Here is a 16,142-nt window from a genome sequence, read left to right as displayed (position 1 = left end):
CGGCCCACAACCTGACATCAGCAAGGCCCCCACCCATAACCACACCAACGACCAACCTGGCCAGCAGTCACGACAAGCACCGTTGCAGTACTAGGCCACCAGGTGTTCAACACGCCCCTGGCAGGGCTTCTCGGAGGTTCCACCAGCGGGTGTCCTCGCGGTCTCCTCGTTGGCCTGAGGGGACCGGGCATCGGTGGTACGGCCTGCGAACCAAGCCGTGTATTCGGCTCGCTGGCCGGGGACGAGTACGAAGCCTGCTAGGCGATGAACCGCAACGGCCCATCAGGCTCATGACCGCTCAACTCCATCAACTCGCGTACGGCCATATCACGCGGCGATGCGCCTTCCTCACACGCCGACCAGGCAGTTCCCAACCCTGGTGGCGATCGAACGACACTATCGACGTGCTATATCGCGGCCAATGCCGTCGCACGGTCAAGACCCCGCAATCTACGGGGCCGACGGCTCGTGATCATGCGTGGCATGATCACCGTCAGCACGGTACCGCCCAACGCGTCTGCCGCCAGCAGGGCCTGTTCGGCCGTGCGGGCCCGCTCGTCACACCGAGCGTGCAGTCGATCGGCGCGCAGCGCAAGCCGAACGCCACCGTTCGCGGCCGATTAACAGGAACAACCCCGCCCATCGAACGGTGGCTTCGCTCGGGGCCGCGTACGCCGAGGGTGTGGTCGTACCATGTCTGGCTACGTCCGCGGCGTCATGACGACCGACCCGGCGACGGTCGAACTGCGGACCCCAGTTACGACGGTGGCCCGGATCATGCGAGACGAGGACATCGGCGCCGTTCTGGTCATCGAGGGCGAGAGAACATTGCGTCATTGCTGCCCTGAGCCTGATGGGCGGGTTTTGTCGGCCCGGGGACCAGGAGAGTTAAGCAGAGGACAGGAGATTCCCTCCAGCTACCCTACCGGACACCAAACCAAGCCGCTGAGAAGCAACGTGCATACAGCCCGATCTTTCAACACGTTCACGCTTTCATCGCCGAGAGCTGCTTCCTCGGCAGGTCCGCTTCCGCGACCCTTAATCCCTCCGAACTACGGCCTGCTACCCCCAAAAGTGAAGCGGCTGTTCTTGACGAAGCGTCGTCCGACAAAGCGCTTCTTGCCGGGAAGGGCACAGGTGACTCAAGGGGCTTGGTACCTATGACAGCAGGCAAAGACGGGGCCCAAGATTGCCGCTTCGCAGTTGCGCGATGCGAACAGCTTGCGACAGAAAGTGCTCTCCGATGCCCGCAGACGCCGAAACCATTGCTGTGCTGGAAGCAACCAGCAGATCCTTCGTGCTACCAATCATGCAGCTCGACGGGGATCTGCGTGACGCCGTTACGGCCTACTATCTCTCCACCCGGGCCATCGACCAGATCGAGGATCACCCCACCTTGCCGCCAGGAGCGAAAGCCGGACTTCTGCGCGATGTGGCCCGGATCCTTCAGACCCGATTCGACGAGACTGCCTTCGATCCGATCTTCCAACCGCATCACCAGCACCTGGAACCGGTCACCCTCCAGCTCGGCCGATGGATGACCCGCGTACCACCCACCAACACCGCCCCACACCTCTGGGAAGCCGTCTCCACCATGGCCGACCGGATGGCCTACTGGGTCGAGCGTGACTTCCACATCGCCACCGAAGCCGACCTGGACCGCTACACGTACGCCGTTGCCGGGTCCGTCGGTGTTGGCTTGAGCACCCTTTGGCACTGGCACGCTGGCATCACCACCGACCAGAACGACGCCATCGCATATGGCCGCGGCCTACAAGCGGTCCACATGCTTTGGTCCCATAACGACGACCTCGCCCGAGGCGTGGACTTCTTCCCCGACGGCTGGACTTCGGCAGACATGCGCGAGTACGCCCAACGCAGCCTCAAGCATGGCGCCCACTACCTGGACGCCATTCCTCCCGGACCCATATGGAACTTCTCCCACCTGTTGTGGGACATCATCGCCGCCACCCTCAACGCCGCAACACGCGAGGAAGCCACGCTCACCCGCCAGCAAATCACCACTCTCGCCCGACGGTACCCAATTCCCGGACATGGCCAGGGAGACGACGTGAGTCGATGCCGTTATCGCAGAACGGTCCGGCGGTGAACTGCCACGACCACCGCGGCCCGTGTGGAAGCGTCACTCAACGCCCCACACGGGCCTCTCACTGCTGTGTAGCGGTACTTCAGGACAGGTTGAACGTCGTCAGCACTGCACGGTGATTGCTGACCCATTCGTTGTTCTGGTGGTGGGGTTCTGGCTGTGGCGTGCCCCGGACCTCGACCGTCGAACTGATCGGTGTTGCGGCACCGACGTAGTGCACGAAGTCGATGCGGTCCTGCGGTTCGTCCAGCTCGGGGAAATCCCGGTTCTTGGGGACCATGGCGGCCCAGGTGTCGCCTGGCGACGTTGCCGGATCGGGGTGGACGACCCGATACGAGTCCTTGAGACCGGCGTCGGCAACAGCCCTGGTGGTGGGCCAGTTGACGGAGGCGTATCCGCAGTTCAGGCTCGCGGCCGCCGGTACCCAGTCCAGATGCGACGGCGAGTTGAAGTCGCCAGCCAGGAAGAGCGGCGGGCCGCCGCTCTTCGCGGCGTTGATCTCGGGTTTCGCCCTGTTGAGGATCTCGTTGATCTGCTTAACCCGCTCGGAGGAATTCCGCTCACCATCCTCGATCTGTGCTGGCGTCATGCCCTCGAAGCAAGCGTTGTACGGCCCGTAGGCCTGAGAGATCAGGTGGACCGACCACACCACAGCTTGCTTGCCGGCGCCCAGGTTGAGCCGGACACCGAGTCCGCGGCCGTCCAGCACGGGCCCGAAGGTCTGCGTGATGGCGTACCTGCTGATAAGGGCCAGGCCGCGGCGGGTGCCTTGGTAGTAGTACCAGCCCAGGCTCCTTGCCAAGTCCCTGGCAAAGTATCCTCTCGTTTCCTGCAGGGCCACCACATCCGCGCCACTAGAGGCGATGAACTTAGTGGCCTTCGCGAGCCCTCCGGTCACCTCGGTGGCGGCATTCCAAGTGTTGAAGGACGCCACCTTCAGTGTGGTGGCCGCAGTCGAGGGCAGGATGAGAAACTTCACCGGGCTGGCCACCCGGCGGTAGCCGTCATTGTAAAGGTAGTATGCAACGTAGTGCCCGGGGCTGAGGCCGTCGGTCGGGATCGTCAGTTGGCCGGAGGAACGAGGAGCATACCTCCACTTGCTCGCGGATCCGACACGCCGGTCATTGACGGCGCCGTTGCCGGGATCGGTAAAGATGCCCACCCAGTTACGGGACGCGGGCCAGCTCGTGCGGTACGCAATCGAGACTGGCACACCCGCCAGGTAATCGAATTGGTCCAGGCTCATCGAACCGGGGGATGACCGCGCGGAGTTCATCACGCGAAACGTCACCGGGTTGGCCAACCACTCATAGCCGTTATCGTGCAGGTAATAGACCACGTAAGCGCCCGACCGGAGACCGGAGGCCGGAATCGAGATCCGACCCGAGGCGCCTGGGGCGTATTTTCACTTCACCGACGCCCCGAGGCGCTGGCCATTGACCGGGCCATTACCGGGATCAGCGTAGATGCCAACCCAGTTACGGGAACTGGAGCGGGACTGGCTCACCTCCAGCAGTTGGCGGGCGACAACCTTGGCGACGACACGCCCCGTGAGATGCGCCTCAAGCCCGCCCTCGATCTCGGCCAGGGAGGGCCCTTCGCGGGGCGCCGCCCAGCCCACCGCCACGTGTGGGCCGAGGTCATCTGCCAGGACATCATCAAGCAGATCGTCCACGTCGCCGACGAACTCGCCAGAGCGGCACCTGCATAGCGGCGACGGGCGCAGTGCTCCGTGGGCAGCCAACCGGGGCTGATCGCGGATCCCGAGGATCAAGAGGGTGGCGACGAACGCCACCGAAGGCAGCCACGGCAGCAGGAGAGGAAGTGTTGTCGAGGACCCTCTTGACGATATCGTCGTTGGCATCGATGTTCCCGGCCACCGCCAACGCGGGGCGCTCCGCCGCTCATTGCTGCCGTTTCATAGGGCACCAGCCTCGTCTCGCACTCAAGTGCGCAGGCGCCATCTAGGCAAAAACGAGAGGAGAAGGGATCCCAATCTCCCGAGGTGCCCTCACCCGTCCCGCCTGGCACTCCTTTTTCCTCATCTCCTCCTAGCAGGTTCGCAGGAGCCTGCAGACGGGGAGCCGAGCAGGTACGAAAGCCCTACTCGTCTGTTCAGAGGCGAAGATACAGGCATCTGCAGGGCGATGAGTGCGCCTCGGACCCGGCATCTGGACGCAGGGACGGATGTGCCGTTGAGCAGGCGGCCGTGCCACCCTTCCGGGCGATCTTCTTCAGGCGGGCCTCAGGCGCGGTCTATGGCTGACAGCTACTCAATTGGCAGGAGCCGGCCGGGATGTTCGATAAGGCGAAGACGTCGTTGTCGTGAGCCATCCTCAAAAGGCGCTGATCGTGGCGAGAGCCGCGAGGACGGTGACAGTGATCCGGCCGGCGCGCGCTCGGGCCAACCGAAGGTGAATTTGCCGGTGCCCTCCGGCCGGGCCGGAGACCTGATCAGGACGGTGCTCGACAGCGGCATAGGACGCTCGGTAGAAATCACTCTCAACGCCACCGACGAGGCCGGACTTCCTTCCATAGTGCTTCCAACTCCCGTCGTGGGCCGGTGAGTTATGTAGGAAACGCAAGTCGTAGCCGACCAGACGGACGAGTACGACAGAACCATTGGGGAATCGATGCCGTGCTGGGCACCCGCCACTACACATACGGCTCGGCGCTGTCTGCCGGGGATGGAGTCCCTGGTCGCATACGTCGCCGAGAAGGCCCTCACCAACCTTGTCCTGGGTCAGGCCCCCAGGCAGAGGGAGACCGGGCAAGGAAAGCGGTGACTCAGGTGACCACGCTGCGCACTCTTGGAGACGGCGTTACCGGCGTGCGGTGCGACACCGGGGGATGCTCAAGGAGTGTCGCGGTACCGCACACCCGCAGTGCCCTGGCCGCCCGCGAATTCACCACACAGCTCGGCTGGTCCACCCCGGCCGTCACGGCGTCAGCCATGGGCAACCCGCGTGCCTCCGACTACTGCCCCTCCTGTACCAAGGAACGGGCACGACGTGACGCGATCTGCCCCCGCTGTGTCGGAGGCGAGCTGTTCGATCTGCTTGGCCATACCCGTGTGGGTCACTTGGCTGCCCGTGCCCTCTATCAGTACGACGCCTCTCTCACCGGCGAGGAGGTCGCCCGCTTCTCCCGGGAGGAACTGCTGGCCATGCCTGCTGTCGGAGACCAGATCGCCGATTGTGTCACGGCTGCCATCGCCGAGGCGTACGGCAGCGGGCCTCGCCAGAACAGTTCATCCGGCGCCGGCGACCTTCCGAGCAGTCCGCGAGTTCGATTTTCGACCCCTGCCATGCCACGCCCCAGGAGCAGGAGACGGTGTGGAAAGTGCTGACCAGCGTCGCCGGCCAAGCGCCAACCCGGCAGATGACCGGCCACGACAGGAGACGCAGTTGCGGCGGCGAGAGACCATCGCCAGGGGCGGTTGCGGCCAACAGGCTGTCAGCGCAGGCGGCTGGCAAGCTGACGCGAGAAAGCGTAAAGCTCCTGCACGTGATGGCATGCAGGCCTGGTATCAACCGGACAACGCGTTGGGGCCCGCCACCAAGCAGGAACGTGACCGACCCCAACGCTCAACCCAGGGCCACCGGTTCCCTGGGCCTACATACCAGAGGCAGAACACCACCCATCATGACGGGACAGCGTGCCGAGGCCTGCCCGCCTTCGCGACTGCCCCACGGGCAGGCTAGCCGATCGACCAGGTGTCCCCTCTGGTCCCGACGACTGGCTGATCGATGCGGGGGGCTGCGCCAGGCTGATCAATGATCTGGATGCGATCGACCGCGGTGTACTGGTGCGCGTCAATGCGCTGGACCGTGGCGGTCAGGGCCAGTCTGTGAGCAGGGGCTGCGCTGCCGGAATAGAGTATGGCGGCGGCCTGCGGGACTGCGACGCCGAGCTTGTGGGCGTTGTAGTTGCAGCTGGCAGTGCCTCCATACATCAGGGAGGTGATCAGACCCTTTTCGTTGATGGCCCAGCCAGGGTTGGTGACGCCGCAGTCGTCGAACGGCTGCAGATCGTGAGTGCCGAGCAGGCTTCCGTGGTCGGTGAAGTGGACACCGCCGGTGCTGGTGGCAGAGTGGATGCGCCAGACCGGGTCGCCGACCCATGTGGGCCGGTAGGCGGCAATATACTGGCGGTTGAGCAGGCGGATATCGGCGTCGACGAAGTCACCGACCCTTGCCACGTACGTGAAGTTCTTCGGGATGGTCTCACTTGAAACGGCGAGGTGCTGGCCGTGAGGGCCGCCGTTGACCGAGCGTCAAAGTACATTTCCCACCGCCCGGTGCCGTTGTCGTAGTCGGCGTTCCAGATCAGTGAGGGACGGGCGCACTTGGGGACACTCGCGCCGACAAAGTTGACCTCGTGGCTGCGGTCGGTCAGCTGGGGCCAGTTCACACCGTCGGACGAGCTGAGAATCGAGCAATGGTCGTCGGCCGCGACAGAGGTCGCCGTGGTCATCGCCATGACCCAGCCGAAGTTGCGCTTCACCGCGGAGGGGTCATTGACGTGGGCGTAGACACCATGACCGATGATCGTTTTGATGTCGGAGTAGCCGCCGGCCAGGGTGTCATCGAGGGTGGTGGCCATGTAGATCTCGTCGTATGTCGTCTGGGTGAGCCAACCGCCGAAGTAGACGTTCCACCTGCCATCCGCCTTGACGGGATTCGCACCGTAGAGGTTCGCCCCACTAATCACCGGGTTGGCGGCGTGCTGAATGAAGAGTGCGTTGCGAGGATCAGCCACCAGCCGGCCCACGTTGTTGACGGCGAACGCACCACTGGCCTTGCCGGCATATTGCAGTCCTGGCCCGGCAGAACCTGCCGCCGATGGCTGCGCGACGGGTGAGTCAGCGGCCATGCCAACACCCACTGAGATCAGCGCCGCGCAAAATATCGCGACGGCGCCACTCACTAACAGCCATCGACAATTCCGCATACGTCTGTGCATAACTCACCTTGCTGTCAGGATTGCCAAGCAGGACGAGCCATGGTCTATGTATGCATCGAGTGTAAACGGCGTATCGCGACTATGGATGTCATTCGACTGTCAAAATGGACAGGATCTTCTTGGTCACGGTGAGAATCAGCGCCTTGCATCTTAGAAACACTTCTTGACCTGGGGAAATGGCGTCCGCACATGTCAGCGACCACGTCCAGCTGGGCGCGAACGGCTGCGCGAAAATACTGCGGATGGTGGGCCGCCACTCACCGATCCCTTTTCGATCCCGCATGGACGTATCGCGCGAATTGAAGCCCGACTCGCTGTCGCCGACCATCAGTCGGGGATTTCGCGACCGGCGGTGGTGGGATGCCAATGGGACGTCCATGGCCTGGGAGAGGATCCTACAGACCCGGAGCATTCTCAACTCCGTCGGCGGCCGGTTCAACTGACCGTTCACCAGAGAGACTCCGCGGTAGCCTGCCCTTGTTCAGGGCAGAAAACGCCAGTTGGGGGCACGCTCCGGCCAGACACCCGCGCACTGACGGCCTGAGCAGCTACACCATGCGGCGGGAGGCATCCACTGCTCGCGTCGAAGACGTGCGCAAGCAGTACTTAGACAGCTACCGCAGCGAGGGCAAAACCGAGGCCAAAGATGCCGCTGTCATCGCTGACCAGGGCCGGGTCCGCCGCGACCCTTACCCACCACAGCCGAAACCGTCACCGACGACCTCAAGATCCTCACGGTCGGCGCATGGACCTCGTAGCCCACCGTACCCGGACCGTCAACCGCCTCCGTGGCCTCCTGACGGGCCTCTTCCACAGCCTGGAACGGGCGTTGGATCTGACCAACAGCGGCCCGCTCACCTTACTGACCGGCCACCAGACCCTCGCTGCCATCCGGCGAATCGGCGCCGAGCGGCAGAAGGCCACCCCGCAGGCCCGCAGCTTCCAGGTCGAATGTGGCGCAGCAGTCGAGGAGCCCCATCTCCGCGCGGGCGTTCACGGACGGTACTACGCACTCCAGAAGCGGAATCAACCAGCCCCCCCGATTCCCCTGGCCCAGGATGACAGTGTTTGGTTCCAGCAATCTGGATACCAAAGTCGGCAAACAACAGCGCCGCATAGAACATCTGGTCGTGCTGCCCTGGGGGACTCATTCCAACTGTTTTCGGCCTAACCGTGGGTCCCTGAGGCCGCCGCGCATCCTACGTCTGGAATACGCCTTTCGTCGGCGGGCGATTGGGGCATTGGATTCCCCGCGTGGCACTTGCCATGTGCCACCGAGGGTGGCTTTCCACGCCTGCTAGCGGCCATGGTTCAGATGGGACGTGACGATGACAGAGACCAGGCGTGCTGCGACTGGAGCGCTGCTCGCGGCGGTGCTGGTGGCTGCTTCCGGCAGCGCGCGGGCAACCGCGGATGGGACGGGAACTGCGGGCTGGCACCGCTTCTACCATGCTGCCACGCACCTCTACCTCGGTGTTCTGGGCAGGGACGGTATCCTCGGGACAGTTCAGCCGAACCGAACAGCGGCCCAGGAGTTCCACCTCCGGCCCGGTCACCCGGGTTTCCAATTAGAGAGCAGATTGTTCCCGGCGCGCTGCGTCACGGCCACGGACACGGAGCACAATGTGCGTCTGGAGCATTGTCGTCCGAATGACTCCGCACAGCAGTGGGACTACCGACTCAGTGGTGAGGGCTCCGCCATCGCCAGCGTTCAGTTACCGTACGAGTGCATCAGCGCGGCCCCCGCCAACACCACAGTCTTGCAGCTCTGCGACGGGTCCCTCGAGCAACGCTGGTACCCGATCGGTTGACTGACGGGCCGCTCCCACCACAACCACTCAGCCCCTGCAGGCACGCAGCCAATGCGTCTCGGAGCCCCTTCCTTCCACAGGCCTTCGGCTCAAGGTCCGACGCCGGAGGCCTTCGCCATGATCAAGCCCGCTCAGCGTCAACAACGCTCGTGATCAATACACCAGGGCCTGTCCGATGGGGCAGGGCAGGTCGTTGGCAGGCGAAGGCCTGTGGTGGAGTGGATGCACACGATGATCCGGTCGACGGCATCGGTATGCTGGATGTGGGCCAGCAAGCGGTCCCAGGTGTCGTCGCCGGACCAGCGGCGGAAGCGTTCGTAGACAGTCTTCCGCGGCCCCGTAGCTATCGGGCAGATCCCGCCAGGCCGCTCCGGTGGCAGCTTCCACCCAGGAAACGCGGTTGAGGACCTGCCGCCGGCCGCGGACCGGGCAGATCATCCGCGACGCAGCCAGCAACGGCTCAATAGCCGCCCTTGCCTGATCAGTCAGCTCGTGACGACGCACCACGAACAGATCAACGCACCAAGCGCCTTACGGACACGACCTAGGCACGCACACCGGTGTGATGCCTGCTTACCGTGCGGGCCTTTCGGATGGCGCGGGTGAGGAGTGGAGGCAGCAGGTCCATCGCCAGGCGGCGGGCACGGCGGTGCACCTCAGAATTCGCTGGATTCGAGGCGGCCGTCCGGCCGACGGACACGGGCACAGGCACCGTGGGTTCCGGCGCCTCCGCGTAGCGGGACATCGGGAAATCAGGGGCCTTCATGCTCTTAGACTTCAGGCGAAGGAGATGGTGTCCAGCGGCCACCTGCCTGCTCAGGCCGCAGTCGGTACGGCCGCGGGCCATCGTCAGCAGCTCCTTTTGTACTGGCTCTGGGTCACCCCAGGTGCCGTATAGCTTCTGTGTGGTCAGGCATACGGGACGAAGCCCCCGGGTGAGCACGGCCTCCCAGGCCGCGACGGAAACGCCAGGAGTGTGCTCGGAGCGAAAGTCGTCCAGTACGACGATACCGTCAGGTAACAGGACGTCACGCGCAGCGCCGATGTCATCGTAGACATGCTCGTACAGGTGTGAACCGTCGATGTGTACAAACCGACAGGAACCGGGTTCGACCTCATCCGGCACGAGTGAGCTGGGACCGTGCACAACGCGCGGAAGCTCGTCATGGAAGGAGAGGTAGTTTGCCTCGAAGACCTGGCGGGTGAGCGCGCTGTAGGACTTCTCCGCCTCAACTCGGTTCGCTTCGTCAGGGGCCTCACCCTCGAAGAGGTCGCACACTGTATAGCGTTCGCCCTCTTGAAGATAGCGGCCCAAGAAGATCGCGCTCTTGCCCATGTAGACCCCGACTTCCAGCAGATCGCCACGGACGCCCGCGGCCTCCTGCCTGCGCAGGAACCAGTCAAAGAGCACCTGGTCAAGTAAGGGGAACCAGCCCTGGACGTCGTCGAGTCGGCGGGGCCGCGGGAGAGCCTTATGTGCAGTGGTCATGAGAGGCAAGCACATCCTCGTTGCGATGGTCCGTTTAGGAGATTGGCTGGACTGTCTTGATCAAGGAGCAGGCGCCCTGCAGGCAGGCGGCGGTGATCTCATAAACCGCCGCTTGCTCACACACGGATCAGCCGTCAGGCAGAGTTCGCTCAACCCCTTGTGGCTTCCAGTACGGCGCGCTGCACGCCAGCTGCCGTATCACTGGCTGGATATATGCGGGTGCTATGCAGTCTCCGTGTACCGGGGAGTAACAATGCCCGCGAAGCCCAACAACCGATATGGAAACGATTCTGCACTTCAAGAGCTAAACGAATGCACATCGTCGCGGCCGTTTCAGATGAACCATTCATACATTCACTGGCCGATTCGGAAGCGTGCGCCTGTTCCATCAGGACCTGCCAGTTCCATCCTCACTCGTTTCCTGAACCTCTGCAGACAGCGACTAAAGTGCCTGGGGAGTCGACGCATGCATCCGGGCAGGTGAAGCAACCGGTCAATGGCTCTTGTGCCCGGGCCGTCAATCGGTCGCACTTTGGTTCCCCCCGTTCCAGCGCGGGATTGGGGTGAATGGGGCAGGAACTCCCACGAGCGCGGGTCCTGCGTCCCTTAGAGCGTTAGAGACGCTACAACAACCGATTCCCGCCACAGCGCACGACTCGCCGAATGGGCTGCCGGTCCTGAAGGGAAGACCGATACGTCATCGGGCCGAGCGACAGGGATCGACTTCAATCACGGCAAGCGTGTGGGCGGAGCCCTTCCTGCGCTGGGTTACACCCCAGTGGGTGCCGGGGAAGACGGCCGACAGCCTTTCGGCGTGTTTACGTGCATCGCCCGAGCCGACGGGGCCGCATCCCGAGCGGGCCGAACTCGTCGAAGGTAAAGACCAGTCCAGGACCTCGTCGATGCGGTCCAGCTTCACCTCGCGGTCGGGGTCCGGGGACTCCTTCCATATCTTGCTGCTGGAAGGTGATGCCGCGACAGGCGAGCAGGCAACGTAAGGCTTGCGGTTCATGAAGGTCATCCGACCGCGGACTTCGCGTAGGTAAGCCACCAACTGCGCAGCGACCAGCGGGTGAAATTCACGCCCAGCTAGACCGGTCGGGTAGCCACTTGGACGACGAAGTCTTCCTCATCATCGCTGAGTCCGCGGGCACTGTCTCCCGCCGACCGGGAATCCAGATAGACCAGGGTCCGTCTTCGAACTGATCTTGCCCGCTGAAGCAGCGCTCGAGGGTAGTGTGGCGGCGGTAGGTGTGTCGGTCAGTCGGTCGAATCATCATCGGGGTCTTTTAAACTTGCGGGATCGATTCGCTCGACAATGGTGTGGGTGGTCACCGTGTTGCGCAGGTAGGAACGAAATCCGTTGCGAGCGGGCAGCCTTTGCCCTCGCAGTCGAAGTGGATTGTGGTGGCCAGTCCTCCGCGGGATCGGCCGAAGGCCTGATCCGCCGTTTCGTCCGCCTGCGGATCCCCCCGTTCCTGCCGATTGGCAGCAGCGTGCTGGTAGGCGCGGACGATGGCCGAGTCGATCTGGGCGAGCCAGTCTAAGGCGGGTGTAAACCGTCTTCCAGGAGCCGCAGCGTTCCGGCAGGTCACGCCACGAGATCCCCGTCCGGATCTTGCAGAACACTCCGTTGATGGCCTGCCGGCCCCCACGCAAGGAAGCCCTGCCGCGGCCCCCGGAATCAGATGACCGACCAATTCCCCCACCCGCCTCGTAAGTTCATAGCTACGTATCACGCAACCGTGATCCACCATCCAGTGATCTTTGAAGACGGACCCAGGCGTTGCCGCTCCATGCCCTTCCACCCCTGAACTACAATTTGACCCTATTCAGGGCCCTTTGGCGGAGGCATGAACCGAAGGGCCAGCACCGCTTCTTTTGGGTCATCGAAACGTACACCGATCCCGAGCTCACCCAGTAGATATAGAGCCCATCTGTGGATTTCATGGTTGTCTCGGATCGCGTCATCCAATGCTGGATCACGCGGTTCGTACCATTCGGGAGTTGAGTGCCTACCGCCGAGCCTGATCGCGGCTACTATCCTAGCTAATTCTTCGAAACGGTTCAGGTCAATGGTCGGCCGATTCTCTGTGCTCATACTCTGGATTGTGCCCTCTCGAGAGGTGACTTGCACGGTGAGGCGCCGCAGCCATCCCGAGTGGTGATCAGCACAGCGAGGACCGATGCGTCGTCAATCTCTCAGCACCCTATGGTCAGTTGCTCCACACCCAAGTGGCGTAGTTGCGGATGCGCATCTCCCTGACATGGCGTGTCATTGCAATGTCAGAAAAACGCCGATCGTGGAGGCAAATTATGCGTCTTCGCACCTTGACCATCACAGCCACACTGGCCTGCGCCGTAGCCCTTGGACAAGCGACCGCTGCTCATGCAGACCCCAATCCCACCACTGCAGTCGCGGCCAACAGTTCAGGCTTACTGTCCGGCAACATTGTCCAGGTGCCTATCCAGGTGCCAGTAAATCTCTGCGGAAACAGCATCAACGTCCTCGCACTCTTAAACCCCGCGTCAGGGAACGAGTGCCACAACAGCTGATGCAGTTCGGCGGCCCGCACTCCGAAGGGGGGCGGGCCGTCCGCCTTGCGCCGGAATCAGAGCGTCCATCTCGACCCGACTACCACGAACGGGCAGCTCGGAAATCTCATCGTTGCAGCTCGCCCCTCGTTCGCCCGGCGGGCGATTCTGCAGCAGGTCATCGGGGGGGCTTCCCTCGGAGAGCTCGTGCGGCAGCACGACCCAGGCGGCCGTCTTTCACCGTACCACCAGCTCCGTCGTTGGGCCGGATTCGGTGACGAGATATCGATTATCGATTGTGGAGGTGATCTGGCTTACAGCGCTGTCCGCGCTTCCCAGTACGCTACGCAATATGATGGTGCCCCTCGACCGAGACGTCTGGGCATTGCTACACATGGGTCGACCGGTTGCGCCATGACAGAAGGATCCACACCTCATGCGGCTTCGGATGACACCGAGACGATCGGTGCGTCGATCCCACGAGACGCGCGACCTTAGACATGGGAGCGGGGGCGCGATCTCATGGCATTGAGGCTTAACCCAATGCGCCATGGCCATCAGATGCGGGACAACTCGCAACACCAGCCGCGCCCCTCGGGGAGTAACTGATGAGGACTTTCGTTAAGTCAAATCCAAACGTCGAACAGAGACGGACCGCGCCCGCGCAATCACCGATGCCGGGCTCTCCGAGGCGTACGGTGGCATCTGGGGCATGATCGAAACAGTCCTGCCCGGACTTCTCTTCGTTACGATCTTCACGGTGATTTGCGTGTGTCGGCGATCACCGCGTTGACCCTCTCCTTGATGTTCATGGTGGAGCTGAGTCTGCGATAGCCGGATAACCACGACATCGTGCGCTTGACCGCCGAAAGGCTGCGGCGCAAACGTTCGCTGGACTCGACGCCCATAGCGGGCGACGCGCACACCAATCTCATAGGTCGACAGATCCAACAGCTGCCGCACCTCGTCGCGGCCGGCAACAGCCGACCATCTGCACCTCAGCTTGCTGGAGCTGCACTGCTCCTCGGGACACCCTCACCCAATTCCAACTCCTCCATGTCAACTTCCCTGTCCGCCGCCAGCGAGGAGAAGAGAGTCTGGGCTTGAGGGTATCGCCAAACAACATTGGCCTTGTCTGTCGGAACATCTACCTCGCGTGGGTAGTTGGGAACGGTGACAAAGGTGAGTCGGCGCCTGGGGATCTTCCTGAGACTCGCTGCGACGTCGTACAGTGACCTGCTTTCGGCCAATTCCTTGTCCATAGTGAGCGATTCGGTCGCGGACTCCAGGAACCCGTACAACGCGCTGGGGGTCGTGAGTTTCTGCTCAACCTTGTCGACTAAAGCCTCCATGAACTCCTGCTGGCGGCCGATGCGTCCGGTGTCACTGCCGTTGCCGATGCTGTAGCGGGCGCGTACGTAGCCCAGAGCCTCTTCATCATTGACGGTCTGGCATCCTGCATCCAGATGGAGCTGCGAGTTGGTGTCGCCGATAGGTTCCCTGAGACAGATTTCGATGCCGTCGAGGGCGTTCACCATGCCTTTGAAGCCCTGAAAGTCGACCACCACGAAGTTGTCAATGCGCAAACCGGTGTTCGCCTCGATCGTCTTCATGGTGCAGGCAACTGCGCCTCTGATGTCACCCTTGGAGCCGCCAATGGAATACGCTTCGTTGATTTTGAAATGGTGAGGAGTGGACTGAGTTCCGTCGCCACGGTCGCAGGCAGGGATCTCGACATATGAGTCGCGTGGCAGGGATACCACCATGGCCCATTGCCGGTTCGCTGCGATGTGGACAACCATCAGCGAGTCCGATCGCATGCCCTCCAGGCCGTGGCCGTACTCGCCATTCGTTCCCATACGGCTGTCGGAACCAACGACTAGAATGTTCCTGGCCTCACGGCTAAGGCTGGACGGACGCTTCTCACCGAACTTGCTCTCGATATCCAAGACTTGGATATTTCCCTCCAGATGGCGGTAGAGTCCGGCTCCGACAGCGGCCACCGTGAGGACCAATAGGGATAGGACAACGACTGTCCACCCAATTAGTCCGCCCCGCGGCGACAAACGTGCCGACTGGCCGTGATGTCGGCTTCGGGGTGTGGTGCCCGCCGTCATTCCAGACCGCTTCCGTGCACGCCCAGTCCTGTGGCTGTCGCCCACGCCAGCCATCCTTCCGCTGCAACTTGTCAAGGCATGGCTGCCTCGCTATCTGCACACCCCCACCCCCCGCAGCAGCGTGCCCTCATCCGCAGGATGGACCCAGTGATCTATGGGCGATCCGCTGCCACTACGTATATGACGGTGGAACAGGGCGGCTATGACGGCAGAACGTCCGTTGATCTTCTTGCCGGTGTCGTACTCCCGGGAGGCAAGATGACGGTGGCACACGCCTTCACCGACTGTGAGTCCACGACCGCCGCATTCGGCTCCCCCTCGCAATTCTCCGCAGCGCGGACGGCTCCGCGCAGCCGGTAGTTCAGCTCGGCCACCAGCCCCGCGTCCCGCCAGCGGGCGAAGAAGGCGTACCCGTGCGGTAGCGCACCGCGTCGATCACCTGTCGGTGGTACTGATTTTTGACTATGGGCTTGATGCCGGTGGAGCGAGTTCGAGGCCGGTTCCGGCGAGGAATCCGATGAGGAGTTCGGGATGGCGCTGGATGTAGCGCAGGGCCTTCTTCACGGCCCGGTGAAGTTCGTCAATCGAACGGAACGCCCGGTTCGCGATCTTCTCCTTGGCATGCGCCCACAGCAGCTCGACCGGGTTCAACTCCGGTGCGTAGGACGGCATCTGGATGATCGTGAGCCAGCCCCGCTGCTGCGTGTACTGCTTCACATGTCTGCTGATGTGGCTGGAGTAATTGTCCCAGATGACGGTGACCGGGCCGTCCAGACGGCGGTGCAGCAAGGCGAGGAAGCGGGGGAAGTCCTTCTTCGTGTAGCCGCCCGACGGCTTGACCGCATAGATCATCCGGGGCTCCTCACCGTCCTTGAAGCACACCCAGGCGGCCATGCTGATCTTGCCGTTGCGCTTCTGGGACATGCGCAGTACCGGCGTCTGACCGGCCTTGCCCCAGGTACGGCGGATGGGCCCGTTCAGCCAGGCCCCGGCCTCGTCCTCGAAGCAGACCCATCCACCGGCGGCTGTGACCTGCGCGGATGGGAGGCCGCCGGCCACGTCTCCGCGCGCCATGCGGCAATCGCCTCCTCATCACGCTCCACGGCCCGCACCTTCGG

General features: G+C 63.0%; 14 protein-coding genes and 4 pseudogenes. 7 read left to right on the top strand and 11 right to left on the bottom strand.

Annotation, left to right across the window (positions count from 1 at the left end):
- Positions 1–693 precede the first annotated feature (693 nt).
- Together ACZ7NC_RS41980 and ACZ7NC_RS41975 are read left to right on the top strand one after the other, a co-directional pair.
- Positions 694–1,164 carry a CBS domain-containing protein gene (locus ACZ7NC_RS41980; protein WP_471497012.1) on the top strand — a complete coding sequence of 157 codons (471 nt, stop codon included), beginning with the start codon at positions 694–696 and terminating at the stop codon, positions 1,162–1,164.
- Positions 1,165–1,243: 79 nt separating this feature from the next.
- Positions 1,244–2,110: a squalene/phytoene synthase family protein gene (locus ACZ7NC_RS41975; protein WP_471497010.1), complete on the top strand. Its 867-nt coding sequence runs from the start codon at positions 1,244–1,246 to the stop codon at positions 2,108–2,110.
- Positions 2,111–2,189: 79 nt separating this feature from the next.
- On the opposite strand, the gene ACZ7NC_RS41970 is transcribed toward ACZ7NC_RS41975, so the two are convergent.
- The 3 genes from ACZ7NC_RS41970 to ACZ7NC_RS41960 all read right to left on the bottom strand — a co-directional run bounded on the left by ACZ7NC_RS41970 (position 2,190) and on the right by ACZ7NC_RS41960 (position 6,308).
- Positions 2,190–3,446, bottom strand: a complete 1,257-nt coding sequence (locus tag ACZ7NC_RS41970) for an endonuclease/exonuclease/phosphatase family protein (RefSeq protein WP_471497008.1) — start codon at positions 3,444–3,446, stop codon at positions 2,190–2,192.
- Positions 3,447–3,512: 66 nt separating this feature from the next.
- A complete protein-coding gene (locus ACZ7NC_RS41965; RefSeq protein WP_471497006.1) occupies positions 3,513–3,782 on the bottom strand; it encodes a hypothetical protein in 270 nt (89 codons plus the stop codon).
- Positions 3,783–5,807: 2,025 nt separating this feature from the next.
- Entirely contained in the window at positions 5,808–6,308 is a 501-nt protein-coding gene (locus ACZ7NC_RS41960; RefSeq protein ID WP_471497004.1) for a hypothetical protein, read from the bottom strand.
- A 338-nt stretch (positions 6,309–6,646) separates the two neighbouring features.
- Here ACZ7NC_RS41960 and ACZ7NC_RS41955 point away from each other — a divergent pair, with 338 nt between their 5' ends.
- Positions 6,647–6,970: a hypothetical protein gene (locus ACZ7NC_RS41955; RefSeq protein WP_471497002.1), complete on the top strand. Its 324-nt coding sequence runs from the start codon at positions 6,647–6,649 to the stop codon at positions 6,968–6,970.
- 190 nt (positions 6,971–7,160) lie between these two features.
- On the opposite strand, the gene ACZ7NC_RS41950 is transcribed toward ACZ7NC_RS41955, so the two are convergent.
- Positions 7,161–7,400 carry a hypothetical protein gene (locus ACZ7NC_RS41950; protein ID WP_471497000.1) on the bottom strand — a complete coding sequence of 80 codons (240 nt, stop codon included), beginning with the start codon at positions 7,398–7,400 and terminating at the stop codon, positions 7,161–7,163.
- A gap of 281 nt (positions 7,401–7,681) precedes the next feature.
- Between ACZ7NC_RS41950 and ACZ7NC_RS41945 the strand changes: the two are divergent.
- Both ACZ7NC_RS41945 and ACZ7NC_RS41940 read left to right on the top strand, forming a co-directional pair.
- Positions 7,682–7,985, top strand: a pseudogene (locus ACZ7NC_RS41945) (IS110 family transposase); the annotation flags it as partial.
- A 415-nt stretch (positions 7,986–8,400) separates the two neighbouring features.
- A complete protein-coding gene (locus ACZ7NC_RS41940) occupies positions 8,401–8,883 on the top strand; it encodes a ricin-type beta-trefoil lectin domain protein (protein WP_471496997.1) in 483 nt (160 codons plus the stop codon).
- 209 nt (positions 8,884–9,092) lie between these two features.
- Here the strand turns inward: ACZ7NC_RS41940 and ACZ7NC_RS41935 are convergent.
- From ACZ7NC_RS41935 to ACZ7NC_RS41920, 4 genes and pseudogenes are all read right to left on the bottom strand, one after another.
- A pseudogene (locus ACZ7NC_RS41935) lies at positions 9,093–9,396 on the bottom strand (transposase); the annotation flags it as partial.
- Between the two features lie 31 nt (positions 9,397–9,427).
- A complete protein-coding gene (locus ACZ7NC_RS41930; protein WP_471496994.1) occupies positions 9,428–10,372 on the bottom strand; it encodes a class I SAM-dependent methyltransferase in 945 nt (314 codons plus the stop codon).
- A 697-nt stretch (positions 10,373–11,069) separates the two neighbouring features.
- Positions 11,070–11,393 carry a hypothetical protein gene (locus tag ACZ7NC_RS41925; RefSeq protein WP_471496992.1) on the bottom strand — a complete coding sequence of 108 codons (324 nt, stop codon included), beginning with the start codon at positions 11,391–11,393 and terminating at the stop codon, positions 11,070–11,072.
- A 239-nt stretch (positions 11,394–11,632) separates the two neighbouring features.
- Positions 11,633–12,073 (bottom strand): transposase, encoded by a 441-nt coding sequence (locus tag ACZ7NC_RS41920; RefSeq protein WP_471497014.1) that lies wholly within the window; start codon positions 12,071–12,073, stop codon positions 11,633–11,635.
- A gap of 549 nt (positions 12,074–12,622) precedes the next feature.
- Between ACZ7NC_RS41920 and ACZ7NC_RS41915 the strand changes: the two genes are divergently transcribed.
- Positions 12,623–12,928: a chaplin gene (locus ACZ7NC_RS41915; protein WP_471496990.1), complete on the top strand. Its 306-nt coding sequence runs from the start codon at positions 12,623–12,625 to the stop codon at positions 12,926–12,928.
- 646 nt (positions 12,929–13,574) lie between these two features.
- A pseudogene (locus ACZ7NC_RS41910) lies at positions 13,575–13,723 on the top strand (DUF3159 domain-containing protein); the annotation flags it as partial.
- Positions 13,724–13,725: 2 nt separating this feature from the next.
- On the opposite strand, the pseudogene ACZ7NC_RS41905 reads toward ACZ7NC_RS41910, so the two are convergent.
- The 3 genes and pseudogenes from ACZ7NC_RS41905 to ACZ7NC_RS41895 form a co-directional block, all read right to left on the bottom strand.
- Positions 13,726–13,837 (bottom strand): annotated as a pseudogene (locus ACZ7NC_RS41905) (IS5/IS1182 family transposase); the annotation flags it as partial.
- A 68-nt stretch (positions 13,838–13,905) separates the two neighbouring features.
- Positions 13,906–14,856: an LCP family protein gene (locus ACZ7NC_RS41900; protein WP_471496988.1), complete on the bottom strand. Its 951-nt coding sequence runs from the start codon at positions 14,854–14,856 to the stop codon at positions 13,906–13,908.
- 630 nt (positions 14,857–15,486) lie between these two features.
- Positions 15,487–16,098 (bottom strand): IS630 family transposase, encoded by a 612-nt coding sequence (locus ACZ7NC_RS41895; RefSeq protein ID WP_471496986.1) that lies wholly within the window; start codon positions 16,096–16,098, stop codon positions 15,487–15,489.
- Between the last annotated feature and the right edge of the window lie 44 nt (positions 16,099–16,142).

Source organism: Streptomyces sp. NPDC111802 (assembly GCF_055634335.1).
This window is presented reverse-complemented; position numbering and strand designations above follow the sequence as displayed.